The organism is Saccharothrix algeriensis (genome assembly GCF_016907655.1).
Classification (GTDB): Bacteria; Actinomycetota; Actinomycetes; order Mycobacteriales; family Pseudonocardiaceae; genus Actinosynnema; species Actinosynnema algeriense.
This window is the reverse complement of record NZ_JAFBCL010000001.1, coordinates 2,412,741-2,427,324: the sequence shown is the minus strand read 5'-3', so window position 1 is coordinate 2,427,324 and position 14,584 is coordinate 2,412,741. Positions and strand designations below refer to the sequence as shown.

The 14,584-nt window shown below is 75.4% G+C and carries 15 protein-coding genes and 1 other RNA gene; 10 read left to right on the top strand and 6 right to left on the bottom strand.

All coding sequences use genetic code 11. The features are described from left to right. The first annotated feature begins 37 nt into the window (after positions 1 to 37). On the top strand, positions 38 to 1,012 hold the full coding sequence (locus JOE68_RS10840; RefSeq protein WP_204842223.1) for a cobalamin biosynthesis protein: 975 nt from the start codon (positions 38 to 40) through the stop codon (positions 1,010 to 1,012). Here the strand turns inward: JOE68_RS10840 and JOE68_RS10835 are convergent. From JOE68_RS10835 to JOE68_RS31105, 4 genes are read right to left on the bottom strand one after another with little or no spacing between them, the layout of a single operon-like run. Next, a complete protein-coding gene (locus tag JOE68_RS10835) occupies positions 939 to 1,757 on the bottom strand; it encodes an SURF1 family cytochrome oxidase biogenesis protein (RefSeq protein WP_204842221.1) in 819 nt (272 codons plus the stop codon). The genes JOE68_RS10840 and JOE68_RS10835 overlap by 74 nt on opposite strands. Positions 1,758 to 1,773: 16 nt before the next feature. Next, positions 1,774 to 2,337 (bottom strand): DUF1349 domain-containing protein, encoded by a 564-nt coding sequence (locus JOE68_RS10830; protein ID WP_204842219.1) that lies wholly within the window; start codon positions 2,335 to 2,337, stop codon positions 1,774 to 1,776. 7 nt (positions 2,338 to 2,344) lie between these two features. Next, positions 2,345 to 3,175 carry a fructosamine kinase family protein gene (locus tag JOE68_RS31110; protein WP_307819627.1) on the bottom strand — a complete coding sequence of 277 codons (831 nt, stop codon included), beginning with the start codon at positions 3,173 to 3,175 and terminating at the stop codon, positions 2,345 to 2,347. Beyond that, the gene (locus JOE68_RS31105) at positions 3,172 to 3,645 is read right to left on the bottom strand and encodes a low molecular weight protein-tyrosine-phosphatase (protein WP_307819626.1); all 474 of its coding nucleotides are present in this window, start codon (positions 3,643 to 3,645) and stop codon (positions 3,172 to 3,174) included. Before JOE68_RS31105 ends, JOE68_RS31110 begins: the two co-directional genes overlap by 4 nt. Before the next feature lie 95 nt (positions 3,646 to 3,740). Between JOE68_RS31105 and JOE68_RS10820 the strand changes: the two genes are divergently transcribed. The 6 genes from JOE68_RS10820 to JOE68_RS10795 all read left to right on the top strand — a co-directional run bounded on the left by JOE68_RS10820 (position 3,741) and on the right by JOE68_RS10795 (position 10,438). Next, complete coding sequence (locus tag JOE68_RS10820) at positions 3,741 to 4,223, top strand: hypothetical protein (RefSeq protein ID WP_204842215.1); 483 nt, start codon at positions 3,741 to 3,743, stop codon at positions 4,221 to 4,223. 289 nt (positions 4,224 to 4,512) lie between these two features. Continuing rightward, on the top strand, positions 4,513 to 5,496 hold the full coding sequence (locus JOE68_RS10815; protein ID WP_204842213.1) for a polyprenyl synthetase family protein: 984 nt from the start codon (positions 4,513 to 4,515) through the stop codon (positions 5,494 to 5,496). Between the two features lie 809 nt (positions 5,497 to 6,305). Continuing rightward, complete coding sequence (gene cobC / locus JOE68_RS10810; RefSeq protein WP_204842211.1) at positions 6,306 to 7,346, top strand: Rv2231c family histidinol phosphate aminotransferase CobC; 1,041 nt, start codon at positions 6,306 to 6,308, stop codon at positions 7,344 to 7,346. After that, on the top strand, positions 7,343 to 8,485 hold the full coding sequence (locus JOE68_RS10805; protein ID WP_204842210.1) for a Nif3-like dinuclear metal center hexameric protein: 1,143 nt from the start codon (positions 7,343 to 7,345) through the stop codon (positions 8,483 to 8,485). Before cobC ends, JOE68_RS10805 begins: the two co-directional genes overlap by 4 nt. A 1-nt stretch (position 8,486) precedes the next feature. Beyond that, positions 8,487 to 9,224, top strand: a complete 738-nt coding sequence (locus JOE68_RS10800) for a zinc ribbon domain-containing protein (RefSeq protein WP_204842208.1) — start codon at positions 8,487 to 8,489, stop codon at positions 9,222 to 9,224. Positions 9,225 to 9,226: 2 nt separating this feature from the next. Next, on the top strand, positions 9,227 to 10,438 hold the full coding sequence (locus JOE68_RS10795; RefSeq protein WP_204842207.1) for a bifunctional RNase H/acid phosphatase: 1,212 nt from the start codon (positions 9,227 to 9,229) through the stop codon (positions 10,436 to 10,438). A 9-nt stretch (positions 10,439 to 10,447) separates the two neighbouring features. On the opposite strand, the gene ssuE is transcribed toward JOE68_RS10795, so the two are convergent. Beyond that, positions 10,448 to 11,002, bottom strand: coding sequence for an NADPH-dependent FMN reductase (gene ssuE / locus JOE68_RS10790; protein WP_204842205.1), 555 nt, complete (start codon positions 11,000 to 11,002; stop codon positions 10,448 to 10,450). Positions 11,003 to 11,221: 219 nt separating this feature from the next. Here ssuE and rnpB point away from each other — a divergent pair. Together rnpB and JOE68_RS10780 are read left to right on the top strand one after the other, a co-directional pair. Beyond that, positions 11,222 to 11,617, top strand: an RNA gene (gene rnpB / locus JOE68_RS10785) — RNase P RNA component class A. Positions 11,618 to 11,857: 240 nt separating this feature from the next. After that, positions 11,858 to 13,465, top strand: a complete 1,608-nt coding sequence (locus tag JOE68_RS10780) for a DUF6345 domain-containing protein (RefSeq protein WP_204842204.1) — start codon at positions 11,858 to 11,860, stop codon at positions 13,463 to 13,465. Positions 13,466 to 13,578: 113 nt separating this feature from the next. Here the strand turns inward: JOE68_RS10780 and JOE68_RS32215 are convergent, their stop codons facing one another. Further along, the gene (locus JOE68_RS32215) at positions 13,579 to 13,800 is read right to left on the bottom strand and encodes a ParB family protein (protein WP_307819625.1); all 222 of its coding nucleotides are present in this window, start codon (positions 13,798 to 13,800) and stop codon (positions 13,579 to 13,581) included. Positions 13,801 to 14,302: 502 nt separating this feature from the next. Between JOE68_RS32215 and JOE68_RS10770 the strand changes: the two genes are divergently transcribed. After that, positions 14,303 to 14,581 (top strand): hypothetical protein, encoded by a 279-nt coding sequence (locus tag JOE68_RS10770; RefSeq protein WP_204842202.1) that lies wholly within the window; start codon positions 14,303 to 14,305, stop codon positions 14,579 to 14,581. Positions 14,582 to 14,584: the final 3 nt, after the last annotated feature.

Below are 14,584 nucleotides of genomic sequence, written 5' to 3'. Positions count from 1 at the left end.
GTGCGGGCCACCGACAGGCCCGGGATACCGTGCCGGTGTGAGCGTGGGACGCGCGGTCGGGTTGGTGCTGGGGGTGGCCGCGGACGCGGTGCTCGGCGACCCGCGGAGGTATCACCCGGTGGCGGGTTTCGGGCGGGTGGCCGCCGCGGTGGAGCGCGGGGTCTACCGCGACCACCGGGCGGCGGGCGCGGCGCACACCGCGGTGCTGGTCGGCGGCGCGGTGCTGGCCGGGGTGGCCGCCGAGCGGCTGGCGGGGCGCAGCCGGGTGCTCCAGGCCCTGACGACGGCCGCCGCGACGTGGGCCGTGCTCGGCGGGTCGTCGCTGGCCGGCGAGGGCACCGCGATGGGCCACGAGCTCAACGGGGGCGACCTGGCCGCCGCGCGCCGGCGGCTGCCCAACCTGTGCGGTCGCGAGCCCGCCCGCCTGGACACCATGGGGCTGGCCAAGGCGACCGTGGAGTCCGTGGCGGAGAACACGTCCGACGCGGTGGTCGCGCCGCTGTTCTGGGGCGCCGTCGCGGGCGTGCCGGGGCTGCTGGGCTACCGCGCGGTGAACACCCTGGACGCCATGGTCGGGCACCGCAACGACCGCTACCGCCGGTTCGGCTGGGCCTCGGCCCGGCTGGACGACGTGGCGAACCTGGTGCCCTCCCGGCTGGCGGCGCTGCTGACGGCGGTGGGCGCGCCGGTCGTCGGCGGGTCCTCGGGCGAGGCGTGGCGGACCTGGCGGCGCGACGCCGCGGCCCACCCGAGCCCGAACGCGGGGCAGGTGGAGGCCGCGTTCGCGGGGGCGCTGGAGATCCGGCTCGGCGGGCGGACGGTGTACGCGCACGGCGCGGAGGACCGCCCGGTGCTCGGCCACGGGCGCAACCCGGACGCCGGCCACGTGACCAGGGCCGTGGAGCTGTCGCGGGTGGTCGGCGGGTCGGCCGCCGCCGTCACCGCGGTGCTGGCGCTGCTTCGCCCTCTGCTTCGTCCTCGGCGAGCAGCTCGGCGACGGACTTCCGCCTGACCTTCGGCTCGCCCCCCGACTCGCTCAGCGCGCCGCCGGGGCGGACCTCGCGGACGGTGAAGTACAGCCAGCCGCCCAGCGCCATCACGCCGAACGCGATCCACTGCAGCGCGTAGGAGAAGAACGGGCCGGCGTCCAGCTTCGGCAGCGGCAGGGCCTCCTCGACGCCCGGCTGGCCCTCGGTGAGCTGGAAGTAGCCGGGGCGCAGGTCCAGGCCCGCGGCCCGGCCGACCACGGCCGGGTTGATCGCGTAGACCTCGCGGTGGCCGTCGCGCTCGATGGCGTCGCGGTTGTCGGACTCGCCCGACCGAACCCGCGCGGTGATGGTGACCACGCCTTCGGGCAGGGGCTTGAGGTCGGGCACCCGCAGGCCGTCGACCGGGCGGACGTAACCGCGGTCGACCAGCACCGTCGGACCGTCCACCAGCGCGAACGGCGTCAGCACCTCGGAGGCGGCCTCGCCCTGGACGGTGCGCAGGCGGGCGATCGCCTGCCCCTCGGGCAGGTAGCGGCCGGTCATCGTGACGAGGCGCCACTCGTTGTCGGAGTTGGGCCGGTCCAGGACGGTCGCGACCGCGACCGGGTCGGTCCGCGCGGACGAGGTGACGGCGTCGTTCTGCGCCCGGCGCTCGTCGTCGCGGCTGAACTGCCAGGGGGCGAGGAGGGTGAAGCACGCGCCCGCGAACACCCAGACGGCCAGCGTCAGCGCCAGCCAGCCGGGCCGCAAGAGAAACCTCAACCGCACGTGTCCACGGTAAGCCCTAGGCCGTCGTGACCCGCACCCGGTCGAACCTCGCCGCGAACCCGGGGCCGGTCGGCGCCGCCGCCATGACCCCCGCGAGCGCCGTGGCGCCCGGCGGGAAGTAGCCCAGCCGCAGCATGGTCGTCGGCTCGTCGTCGGCCAGGCCGTACCGCACGGTCACGGTGTCGCCCTCGCGGGCCGCCGAGACGGTGACGCGGGAGACCCGGCCGACCGGCACCACCGACCAGTCCGAGAAGTCGCGGGTGATCACGGCGCCGACCTGGAACTCGTCGTCCACCAGCTCCACCCCGGCCTTGACCCAGTTCCGGTCGTCCACGCGCAGCGCCACGCCCGCCTGGTCGTACTGGGCGGCGTAGTCGGCGGTGAAGGAGGCGACCAGGGTGAAGTCGCCGGCCAGCGGCACGCCCAGCACGTGGCCGGTGTCGCGGTCGAAGCCGTAGTGCGTGGTGCGCCAGAAGTCGGTGCCCGGGTCGGCGGTGAGGCTCAGTCCGCCCTCGGCCGACCAGGAGGCCGGTTCGTTGAGCCACTGCCAGTCGTCGCGGTCGAACGCCGTGATCCCCATCGGGCCATCATGGCAGCGCCCGCGCGGCGGCCAGGGCGCGTTCCGCGTAGGACCGGCCGAACAGCACGGTGTGCACCAGCAGGGGGAACAGCTGGTGCAGCGGTGCCCTGGCGCGCCAGCCGTCCGCCAGCGGCGCGGCCTCGTCGTAGGCGGCCAGGACGCGGTCCAGGTGCGGGCAGCCGAACAGGGCGAGCATGGCGAGGTCGGACTCGCGGTGGCCGCCGTGCGCCGCCGGGTCGATCAGCCACGCGCGGCCGTCGGCCGCCCACACCACGTTGCCGCTCCACAGGTCGCCGTGCAGGCGGGCGGGCGGCTCCTCCGGCGCTGCCACCCGGACGCCCTCGACGGCGCGGGCCTCGGCGGCGGTCAGGGTCCCGGCGTCCACGGCCAGCCTGGCGTAGCGGGCGATCCGGTGCTCGGCGAACCAGTCCGCCCAGGTGGGGTGCGGGGTGTTGGCCATCGGGGCGGTGCCGATCGCCGCGCGCTCCGGCCCGCCCGGCGGTGGCGCGCCGAAGGCCGGCGCGCCGGTCGCGTGGAGGGCCGCCAACCGCCGGCCCAGCTCCTCGGCGGCGCGCGGGCCCGGCTCGCCCGCCTCGACCAGGTCCACCACCAGCCAGCGGTCGCGCACCCCGCGCACGCGGGGCACGGGCGGCCCTCCGGGCACGGCCAGCCACTCCAGCGACGCCGCTTCGGCGAGCGCGGCCTCCGGGCGCGGGTGCTCCTTGGCCACGACCCGCCCGCCGGCGCCGAGGTCGACCGCGTGGGCGCCGCCGCTGAGCGGTCGGGCGCCGAGCACCGCCGCGCCGGTCAGCTCCGCGGCGGCCTCCTCCGGCGTCACAGCCGCTCCCGAACCCAGGCCAGCAGGCCCGGTACGGCGGCCTCCACCTGGGAGATCACCAGGTCGAAGCCCTCCCGGTCGCCGTAGTAGGGGTCGGGGACGTCCGTGCCGCCCGTGCCGCCCGTGCCGGCCTCCGGGTCGAACGAGCGCAGCAGGCGGACCCGGTCCGGGTCGGCGACCCGGCGCAGCTCCCGCGCGTGCCCGGAGTCCAGGGCGACCAGCAGGTCCGCGTCCAGGTGCTCGGCCGACAGCTGCGCGGCCACGTGGTCGCAGGGGTAGCCGCGGTCCGCCAGCGACTCGGCCGCCCGGTGGTCGGCCGGCTCGCCCACGTGCCACCCGCCGGTGCCGGCGCTGCTCACCCGGACCAGGTCGCCCAGGCCCGCGCGGGACAGGTGCTCGCGGAATATGATCGCCGCCACGGGGGAACGGCAGATGTTGCCGGTGCAGATGAAGGTCACGTGGAGCGTCACGGCAGGTGAGTCTGCCAGGCCGCGCGGTCCGGGCGGGGGCGCCGGGAGCCGCGGGCGCTCGACCACCCGATCGGCCGGCCCGGGTGGGGGAGTCCATGTCAGGCGTGGTCGGCGTGCCGGTGCTGCTCGTCGCGGCGGGGGTGGCCGCGGTGGTGGCAGTGGCGGGGCTCGCGCGGTGGCGGCGGGCGTGGCCGGAGACGCCCGCGTTCGCCCGGCCCCGGCCGTCGGTGCCCAGCGGCGGGCTGCGGCCCGACCCGAACGCCGGGTTCTTCGTCGACCGCGGGTTCCTGTTCCGCCGGCGCCATTTCTTCGTCGCCACCGGCTGCCCGCCGGTGCGCATCGCGGACTTCCCGTCACTCGACGTGCGCAGGCGGGGACGGCCGGTGCGCGTCGCGCGGGTGGGGCTGCGGTCGTGGTGGTGGTTCGAGGAGGGTTTCTACCGCGAATCGGCGGGTCTGCAGGAGTCCGACGTGCTGGCCGCGGTGCGCGACCGGGAGCGCCGTGACCAGGCCAGACGTGATCGGGCGCGGTTGCTGTCCGAAGTGGACGAGAACCTCCGCAAACACGACCACGAGTAAGGTGCCGGCGTTTAGTAACGTTTCCGGCTTTCCGCGCGACGGTATTGGCGCAGGGAAATCAAGGGGAGACGGACATGAGCGACCCCCTATTCCGGGACTTCGCCGCCGGTGACGCGCGCCCACCGGTGCGGTGGCATTGGATGGCGTGCGGCGCGCTGGTGCTGCTCGCGGTCGCCCTGTCGTTCCTCTGAAGGACCGGCGGGGCGCGCCCGGTGCTGCCCGTGCCGCGCTCTCAGCGCCCTCTCAGCGTCTCAGCGGCCTCTCAGCCGCGCCGCGCGACGATCGTCCCGTGCCGACCACCACAGTGCCCACCATCCCAGCCCTGGCCGACGCGCTGACCCGGGTCGAAGCCGAGATCCGGGCGCTGGCCACGTCCTCGACCCTGCCCGCCGTCAACCGGTTCTCCGGGCGGATCACCGCCGCGGGCGGCAAGCGCCTGCGGTCGGTGGTGCTGCTGGCGGGTTCGCTGGCGCTGTCCGGCCGGATCACCGGGAAGGCGGTCACCTCGGCGGCGTGCGTGGAGCTGCTGCACGCCGGGTCGCTGGTGCACGACGACCTGATGGACGGCGCGGTGGAGCGGCGCGGCGTGCGCACCGTCAACGCCGAGTGGGGCGCCGGGCCCGCGGTGCTGGTCGGCGACTTCATGCTGGCCCGTGCCAGCCAGGCCGCGCTGGACTCGGTCTCGCCGTTCGCCGCGAGCAAGCTGGCCGCCGCGGTGGCCGACCTGGTCGAGGGCCAGGTGCTGGAGGTGCTCGACCTGTTCGACGCGCACCGCTCGCCGGAGGGCGCCCTGCGGTCGGTCGCGCTGAAGACCGGCGCGCTGTTCCGGGTGGGGTGCGTGCTGGCCGCGCACTGCGCCGGGGCTTCCGAGGAGGCGACCGTCCGGCTGTCGGAGTACGGGGCGCACTTCGGGCTGCTGTTCCAGGTCCTGGACGACCTGCTGGACCTGGCGTCGACCGCCGAGCGGTTGGGCAAGCCGGCGGGCAACGACCTGAGGCAGGGCGTCTACACGTTCCCGCTGCTGCGGGTGCTCACCGAGCGGCAGCGCGAGCTGCTGGCGGCGCGGGGGCGGGAGCTGGGGGAGGCGGAGCTGGCCGGGCTGCTGGCGGAGGTGCGGGCCGGCGGTCTGGTGGAGGACACGCTGGCCTACTGCGGCGGGTTGGCGGCGCAGACGGTGCAGGCGCTGCCGGAGATGCCCGAGTCCGACGCGCTGGGCGTGCTGCGGGAGCTGCCGGGGGCGTACCTGGAGTGGGCGCGCTCGCAGATCGGGTGAGCCGGTGCCGAGGGCGGTGACGAGGGCGGTGCCGAGGGCGGTGCCGAGGTCGAGGTCGGTGCGGGGCGCTGTGAGTCCCGGTTCCGGCACCGGCAGTGGCTCCGGTTCCGGTACCGGCAGTGGCTCCGGTTCCGGTACCGGTTTCGGCATCGGCGCTGGTTTCGACACCGGCATTGGTTCCGGCACCGGCACCGGCACCGGCGCTGGTTCCGGTGCCGGCTCCGGCACTGGTTCCGGCACTGGTTCCGGCACTGGTTCCGGCACTGGTTCTGGTGCCGGCTCCGGCTGGTAGTGGCACCGGTTCCGGTCGGGGATGGCACCGGCTCCGGTTGGGAACGGCGCCGGTTCCGTCGGGAGGGGTTCCGGCTCTGGTCGGGAGCGGTTCGCGAGACGGTCGGGAACGGTTCCGGGGGCGGTCGGAGGTGGTGCCGAGGTGGACCGGAGGGGCGGGATGGGGCGGGCGGGTGAGTCCGGGTGCGCAGGCTCGCAGGGGGAGCGTTCGGCCGGGGTTGGCGAGTGGGTCGGGCGGAGGGGGAGCCGGGCGGCCCTGCCGGGGAAGAAGTTGGGCAGGCTGCGGGAGGAGGGGCCAGGAGGGCAGGTCGGGTGAAGCAGGGGTGAGGGGGTAGGGGCGAGGGGCAGGGGGAAGCAGGGGTGAGGGGGCAGGGGGCAGGAAGCACGGGGCAGGGGAGGCGCGGGCCGGGAGAAACGCAGGAAGGGGTCGGGGGGAGGGGTCGGCGGGCGGAGAGCGGCGGGGCTGCCGGTGGCGCGGGTGGTTCGGGGTGGTCGGGCGATCGCCTAGACTCCCCGCGATGACCAGCCAGGATTCCGGCCGGGCGTTGTTGCGTCACCACGGGGACGTCGATGCCGCTCCCGGCCTCGTCGACTTCGCCGTGAACGTGCGGCTGCCCGCCCCGCCGGCGTGGCTGCGGGCCCGGCTGGCCGGGGTGCTGGACGGGCTGGGCGGCTACCCGTCGGCCGCCGCCGACCTGCGCGCGCGGGAGGCCGCCGCGGCGCGCCACGGGCGGCGGGCGGACGAGGTGCTGGTGCTCGCCGGGGCCGCCGAGGGGTTCGCGCTGCTGCCCTCGCTGCGCCCGGCGCTGGCGGCGGTGGTGCACCCGTCGTTCACCGAGCCCGAGGTCGCCCTGCGCGACGCCGGCGTCCCGGTCCACCGGGTCCTGCTGTCCGCCGAGGACGGCTACCGGCTGCGGCCGGGCGCGGTGCCGGAGGAGGCCGACCTCGTGGTGCTGGGCAACCCGACCAACCCCACCTCCGTGCTGCACCCGGCCGAGGCGGTCGCCGCGCTGGGCCGGCCGGGGCGGGTGCTGGTCGTCGACGAGGCGTTCGCCGACACGATCCCCGGTGAGCCGCAGTCGCTGGCCGGGCGCGACGCCCCCGGCCTGCTGGTGCTGCGGAGCCTGACCAAGACGTGGGGCCTGGCCGGGCTGCGCGCCGGGTACGCGCTGGGCGCCCCCGACCTGCTCGCCCGGCTCGCGCGCCACCGCCCGCAGTGGCCGGTCAGCAGTTTCGTGCTGGAGGCCGTGACGGCCTGCTGCGAGCCGGCGGCGGTGGCCGAGGCGGCGGAGTGGGCCCGGCTGTCCCGGGAGCACACCGCGCACGCGGTGCGCGAGTTGGGCGACCTGGTGGTCACGCCGCCGGCAGCGCCCTTCGCGCTGCTGCGCGTCCCGGACGGCGAGCGGGTGCGCGCGGCGTTGCGGGACAAGGGGATCGCGGTGCGGCGCGGGGACACCTTCCCCGGGTTGACCGCCGACCACCTGCGGGTGGCGGTGCGCGCGCCGGGGGAGTTCGGCTTGCTGGTCGACGCGCTGCGGGTAGTGCTGGAGGAGCGGTGACCGTTTCGGTTGGTGATGTGCTGGCCGTCCTGGAGGCCGCCTACCCGCCCGCCACCGCCGAGTCCTGGGACGCGGTGGGACTGGTGTGCGGCGACCGCCGGGAGGCGGTGAGCCGGGTGCTGTTCTGCGTCGACCCCGACGAGTCCACTGTGGACGAAGCGCTCGAGGTCGGCGCCCAGCTGCTGGTGGCGCACCACCCGCTGCTGCTGCGCGGGGTGACCGGGGTCCCGGCCGACCACCCCAAGGGCGCGCTGGTGCACCGGCTCATCCGCGGCGGTGTCGCGCTGTTCACCGCGCACACGAACGCCGACGCGGCCGACCCGGGCGTGTCCGACGCGCTGGCCGCGGCCCTCGGGCTGGTGGTGACCGGGCCGCTGAGCCCCGCTCCCGCGCGGGAGCTGGACGTGCTCGCGACCTACGTGCCGGTCGAGCGGGCCCAGCGGGTGCTGGCCGCCCTGCACGCGGCCGGCGCCGGGGCGATCGGCGACTACCGCGACGCCGCGTGGCTGGTGGACGGCGTCGGGCAGTTCCGGCCGGTCGGGGGCGCGAACCCGGCCGTCGGGGAGGTCGGGTCGCTGGAGCGGTTGCCGGAGACGCGGCTGGAGGTGGTGCTCGACCGCCGCCGCCGCGCCGACGTGGTGGCCGCGCTGCGCGCCGCGCACCCGTACGAGGAGGTCGCGTTCAACCTCAACGAGATCGCCGACGTGCCGTCCCGGACCGGCATCGGCCGCGTCGGCGAACTGGCCGAGGCCGAGCCGCTGCGGGTGTTCGCCCAGCGGGTGGCCGACGCGCTGCCCGCGACGGCGTGGGGTGTGCGCGCGGCCGGTGACCCGGAGCGGCCGGTCCGCCGGGTGGCGGTGTGCGGCGGCGCCGGTGACGGCTACCTGTCCGCGGCCGTGCAGGCGGGGGTCGACGCCTACGTCACCTCCGACCTCCGGCACCACCCGGCGGGCGAGCACCTGGCGCGGGGCGGGCCCGCGCTGGTGGACGTGGCGCACTGGGCCGGTGAGTGGCCCTGGTGCGGTCAGGCGGCGGGCATCGTGCGGGACGCGCTCGGGGGTACCGTCGACGTCCTCGTCTCGACCCGCCGGACCGACCCGTGGACCGTCGGCGTGACGACTGAAGATGGAGGCCGCTGAAGTGAAAGCCGATCCTGCCGTGCAGCGCAGGCTGCTCGACCTGGCACAGGTGGACGCGGAGCTGGCGCGCGTCACCCACCGCCGCCGCACGCTGCCGGAGATCGCCGAGATCGCGGAGGCGGAGAAGTCGGCGCGGGCCAAGCAGGACGCCCTGACCACCGTCGAGACCACCCTCGGCGACCTGACGCGGGACCTCAAGCGCCAGGAGACCGAGATCGACCAGGTGCGCGCCCGCCAGGAGCGGGACCGCTCGCTGATGCAGTCCGGTTCGGTGGGCGCCAAGCAGCTGACCGACCTGGAGCACGAGCTGGCCACCCTGCGGCGCCGGCAGGCCGCGCTGGAGGATGACCTGCTGGAGCTGATGGAGCGCCGCGAGGCGGTCGAGGCCGACGTGCAGCACGCCCGCGTCGAGCTGGACAAGGCGCAGGAGTCGCTGGCCGACGCCGCCCGCCGCCGGGACGCCGCGCTGGCCGACCTGGAGTCCACCGAGGCCAAGCGCACCGCGGAGCGCGGACTCGCCGCCACGCAGTTCCCCGAGCCGCTGCTGGCGCTCTACGACCGGGTGCGGGCGCACAAGGGCATCGGCGCCGCGCTGCTCCGGTCGCGGCGCTGCGGGGCCTGCCGGATCGAGCTGGACCGCAGCGCGCTGTCCAAGGTCAAGGAGGCCGCCGCGGACGAGGTCGTGCAGTGCGAGGAGTGCGGCGCGATCATGGTGCGCACCGGCGAGTCCGGGCTGTAGCGGTGGAGGTCGTCGTCGAGGCGGACGGCGGTTCGCGGGGCAACCCCGGTCCGGCCGGCTACGGCGCGGTGGTGCGGGAGGCGGCGACCGGGCGGGTGCTGGCCGAGTGCTCGGCCGGCATCGGCGTCGCCACCAACAACGTCGCCGAGTACCGGGGGCTGATCGCGGGCCTGCGGGCGGCGGCCGGGGCGGGCGCCTCGGCGGTGGCCGTGCGGATGGACTCGAAGCTGGTCGTCGAGCAGATGTCCGGGCGCTGGCAGGTCAAGCACCCGGCGATGCAGCCGCTGGCCCGGGAGGCGCGCGAGGCGGCGAGCGCCTTCGCCCGGGTGACCTACGAGTGGATCCCGCGCGAGCGCAACAAGGACGCGGACCGGCTGGCCAACGAGGCGATGGACGAGCAGGCCGGCGCGCGGCCGCGCCGGACCGGGCAGCCCGAGCCCCCCGACCCGCCCAGCAGCCCGGAACGGCCCGCGCGAACGAGCCCGTCCGCGCGCCCGGACCGCCCCGGGCCGCCCGAGGCGGACGGGCCGCCCGCGCACCCCGAGCAGCCCGAGGCGGGCGGGCACCGCGCCGCACCGGCCTCCTGGACGGGCGCGGTGGGCGAGCCGACGCGGCTGTACCTGCTGCGGCACGGGCAGACCGAGCTGTCGGTCGCGCGCCGCTACTCGGGTCGGGGCAACCCGCCGCTGACCGGGGCGGGGCGGCGGCAGGCCGAGGCGGCGGCGGCGCGACTGGCCGAGGTCGGCGGGATCTCGGCCGTGGTGTCCTCGCCGCTGGACCGGGCCCGGCAGACGGCGGAGGCCGTCGCGCGCGCGGTCGGCGTCGGCGCGACCGCGCTCGACGGGCTGGTCGAGGCGGACTTCGGCGCGTGGGAGGGGCTGACCTTCACCGAGGCCGCCGAGCGCGACCCGGAGGTGCACCGGCGGTGGCTGGGCGACCCCTCGGTGCCGCCGCCCGGCGGGGAGAGCTTCGACCTGGTGCACCGGCGGGTGCGCGCGGCGCGGGACGAGCTGGTCGCCCGGCACGGCGGCGGGAACGTGGTGGTGGTCAGCCACGTCACGCCGATCAAGTCGCTGCTGCGGCTGGGCCTGGACGTCGGGCCCTCGCTGCTGTTCCGGCTGCACCTGGACCTGGCGTCGCTGTCGGTGGTCGAGTTCTACCCCGACGGGCTCGCGTCCGTCCGCCTGGTCAACGACACCTCCCACCTGGGCTGAGCCGGGCGGTCACACCGCCGGCCGCAACTGCGGGCGGCGGCGGAACCGGACGTCCTCGACGGCCAGCGCGAAGCGGTCGACGGCGGCGCGGATCGCCGCCGCCGCGGCGGGCGCGATGGTGTCGCCGACGATGTCGGGGTCGAGCACGAATTCGCCGCGCAGCACGTTGTCCGCGCCCTTGCCGGTGAGCAGCGGATTCAGCGCGTAGTCCATCGCGACGAGAAAACCCTGGCTGCCGCCGGTGGCCAGCGGCAGGATCACCCGGCCCCGCAGCCCCCGTTTCGGCAGCAGGTCGAGCAGCGCTTTCACCAGGCCGCTGTAGGCCGCCCGGTAGACCGGGCTCGCGACCACGATGCCGTCCGCGCGCAGCACGGCGCCGACCGCCTCGGCGACCTCGGGGTCGTGCAGGTCCTCGGTGAGCAGGGACAACGTCGGCAACTGCCGCACGTGCAGGGTGCGCACCCCGTACCCGGCCTCGCGCAGCAGGTCTTCGGCGTGCGCCACCACGATGCCGGTGCGGGACGCGGGGGAGGGACTGCCGGAAATCACCAGAATGGAGGACATGGCTCGCTGAACACCTTTCCGAAAAGGCTCGGACTACGAGGTAAATGTGTCAGCGCCAACAGATCGCGGCGGCGGTCCGGCCGAAGTCCACGTGCCGACGACGGGTGAGCACCGCGATTTCTGCCATGTGCCGAGTAGAGCGCAAGTTCCACATCGCGACAAGCTTTCCGGGGGTCTGGTTCCACAGCCTGGGACATGACCGGTTACCCTGTCCCCGGACGAGTCGGCAGGGCGGCCGCGTCGGCAGATCAACGTCTGCCGCCGAGGAAAGTCCGGACTCCGCAGGGCAGGGTGGTTGTCAACGGCAACCAGGGGCGACCCTCGGGACAGTGCCACAGAGAACAGACCGCCCCGGCGCGAGCCGGGGTAAGGGTGAAACGGTGGTGTAAGAGACCACCAGCGCCCCCGGTGACGGGGGCGGCTAGGTAAACCCCACCCGGAGCAAGGCCAAGAGGGCGCTTCGGCGCCTGCGCAGGCGATCGAGGGCTGCCCGCCCGATGCCTGCGGGTAGGCCGCAAGAGCCTGCCGGTGACGGCAGGCCGAGATGGATGGCCGCCGAGCGGTGTCGCCGCGAGGCGCCCGCGAACAGAATCCGGCTTACGGCCGGCTCGTCCCCTTCGGGCCCGCGCGGCGCCCCGGTCACCCGACCGGGGCGCCGCGCCCGTCCGGGACCCCCACCCGTGCCCGGCAACCGGCTCGCCCTCCCGCGGGCACGCGCCGGTGCGTCCGCGGCGCGGGGGAAGGCGCCACCCCCCGTGGGGCCGTTCGAGTGATCCTTCGTATCAGGCCGCCCGCCGGGGTGTCCTCCTGCCGAACCGCGGGCCCTGCCCCGCGGTCGTCACGAGGAGGGTTCCCATGTCCACCACCAAGAGGGCGGCCACCTGGCTCGCCCTGACCGGGCTGGTCGGCGCGGCAGCCGTCGGCAGCCCGGTCACCGCCGGGGCGGCGACCACCGAACTGCCGGTCTACGAGGTCAAGAGCGCCGGGCTCAGCCCGGAGCAGGCGGCGGCCCTGCAGAAGGCTTTCGGGCTCCGCGGCGTCGAGAGGGCCGAGGACGGCTCGGTCTCCTTCGCCGACGAGGCCACCTACCTGAGGGTGCCGGGCCTGGACCACGGCACCGGCGAGGTCGACGAGGACGGGTTGCCGACCACCCGGTCCCAGCTCGACCTCGAAGCCCTCAAGCAGGTGCGGGCCATCCCGACCGACTCCGCCGCCAAGCGCGCCCAGGAGGCGCTGCGCGGCATCGGCCTGCTGCCGGGCAACGCGACCGCGCACGCCGCGCACACGACGTTCGAGGTCGTGGACGCCAACAGCAGGGTGGTCGCGTCCGCCCCGCTGGACACCGCGGTGTCGTTCGCCTTCACCCTCGGCGGCGTGCCGCTGGAGGGCGCGGGCGCCAAGATCCGCGTCGCGTACGACGGCCGCGGCGCGGTCACGGGCCTGACCCACAGCACGCGCGAGGTGGCCGAGGCGGGCACCGTGCCGGTGCTGGACCTGACCGAGGCCCGCGGGCGCTGCGCCAAGGTGCTGACCGGCGACGTCCGGCTGACCGACGTCTCCTACGTCTACGAGGCCCCGGCGCTGGCGGAGAAGGTGGCCAGGCTGGAGCCCGGCATCCGGTGCTCGGGCGTCGGCCCGGACGGCGCCGCCGCGCAGCCGGTCACCGTGCCCGCCGCGGTGGACGCCGCCCTGCCCGAGCCCGGTCCCGACCAGCCGCCGCGCGCCGAGGCGGGCGGCCTCGCTCCACAGTGGACCAACCGGGTCGACGTCGGCAGCGAGGGCACCGGCCCGTGCGCCGGCCTGCCCTGGACGGCGACCAACGTCAACGGGTTCAACGGCCAGTTCACCAGCCGGGGCATCCCGGTGCAGTTCAGCTGGCTCAACGCCAACGCCTGGGAGCGGGACTTCAAGGACCCGGCGTACGCCGGCGGCAACGACCAGGTGTACGCCGACGACGTGGACATGACCTACTGGCAGGGCCGCGGCGCGCCGACCGGGTTCTCCTTCGCCGGGTGCAGCAACAACACCGACACGTTCCTGGCCAACACCGAGGCCCGCTGGGGCAACCGGGACGTCGAGTGGATGAGCCTGTTCACCAGCTCGATCCTCCAGGGCAGCGCCGGTGGCCAGAGCTGGGCGCAGCGCTGGGGCCGGGCGTTCCGCGGGCTGCACCAGATCAACAGCTTCGACACCGCGTCCGTGCACAGCAAGGCGCACGGCAGCCGGTTCGGCAACTACCTGCTGCGCAAGCCCTTCCTGTGGTGGAACAAGCCGATGAAGGTCCGCGACGCGTGGGCGCAGGCGTCGATCGACACCCAGCCCTCGTGGGTGCGCTGGGCGACCATGGGCCCGATCGGCCCGTCGTGGACGGCCACCTACAACGACTACTTCTGGGGCAAGGGCCCGGTGGGCCCGGACATCCTGCCGACCGGCGGCTACTGGCGGCTGTCCGGCACCAGCTGATCGCGTGACGCCGGCGCCCTTCCGTCGCACTGGGGGCGGAAGGGCGCCGGCCGCGCCCGACCCGGGACTCGCACGGCGCCCGCCGTGCGAGTCCTCCTCATGTGCGGATGGGATCAGCGGCGGGCCGGGCGGCCCGGCGGCATCCGGTGCACCGGGCGGAACGCCTCGCCGCCGTTGTACCGGCGCTCCAGCTCCGCCACGTAGGCTTCCACCGCCGGGTTGACGATGTCGGCGAGGCTGCGCACGGTCGCCGCCGGCACGTAGGCCGCCAGGTAGGTGGCCGCCGCGCGGGCCCGCTCCAGCACCTCCCGGTCGAAGTTGACCGTCCGCTGCACCCGCCGCCCCGGGCGCCCGTCCGAGCCGGTAGCCTGATCTTCGCCCGAGACGGTCACGGAGACGGTGATTTCGTTCACTCCGTCGGCTGGTTCGGGCTCGGCTACGGGCGGCTGGACCATCTGCGAGCCTCCTCGACGTCGTCACTCCGGGATGGAGTCCGTTCGGGCCAATCCCGGAGGCCGAACGGGTCACCGGCGCGGCGGGGTGGACGGGGGGATCAAGGTCGTGCACACAGTGCGTGACCAGGGAGTCCGCAGCCGGGTGAACTGTCTCAGCAATCGGGAGAATCCGGTGTCACCGGTTCTCCGCCGGCTCCCCCGGAACCATGATGTCTGTGGCCAGATTAGACGTAATCGACCTCCAGGGGAACGGCTCGTGATCTACCCACCGCCAGTCGACCGACACACCTCGTGACGAAGACGTGTTCTACTCGATAGCGCACGAACCGGACGGGCACCCCTCGGCCCGCCCGGCGAAGTCCTGCGTACTCAGGAGTACGAGATGACCGCCATGACCCTGGTAACACTCGCGCAGCAGACACCGCCCGCCCTGGGCACAGGCGGCGTGCGCCAGTGGATCCTCGACAACCTGGTCCCGCTGCTCCTGCTGACCGTCGCCGTCCTCCTGCTCTGGCTGGGTGGCGGCAAGGGCGACAACGCCGGCGTCATGCGCAGGCTGGGCGGCGTGATCATCGCGTTGGCGATCATCGGCCTCGCCGTGACCACGAACGCCGGTGCGAACATCGGCCAGTGGATCGCCGGCCTCTTCACCGGCGGGTGACCC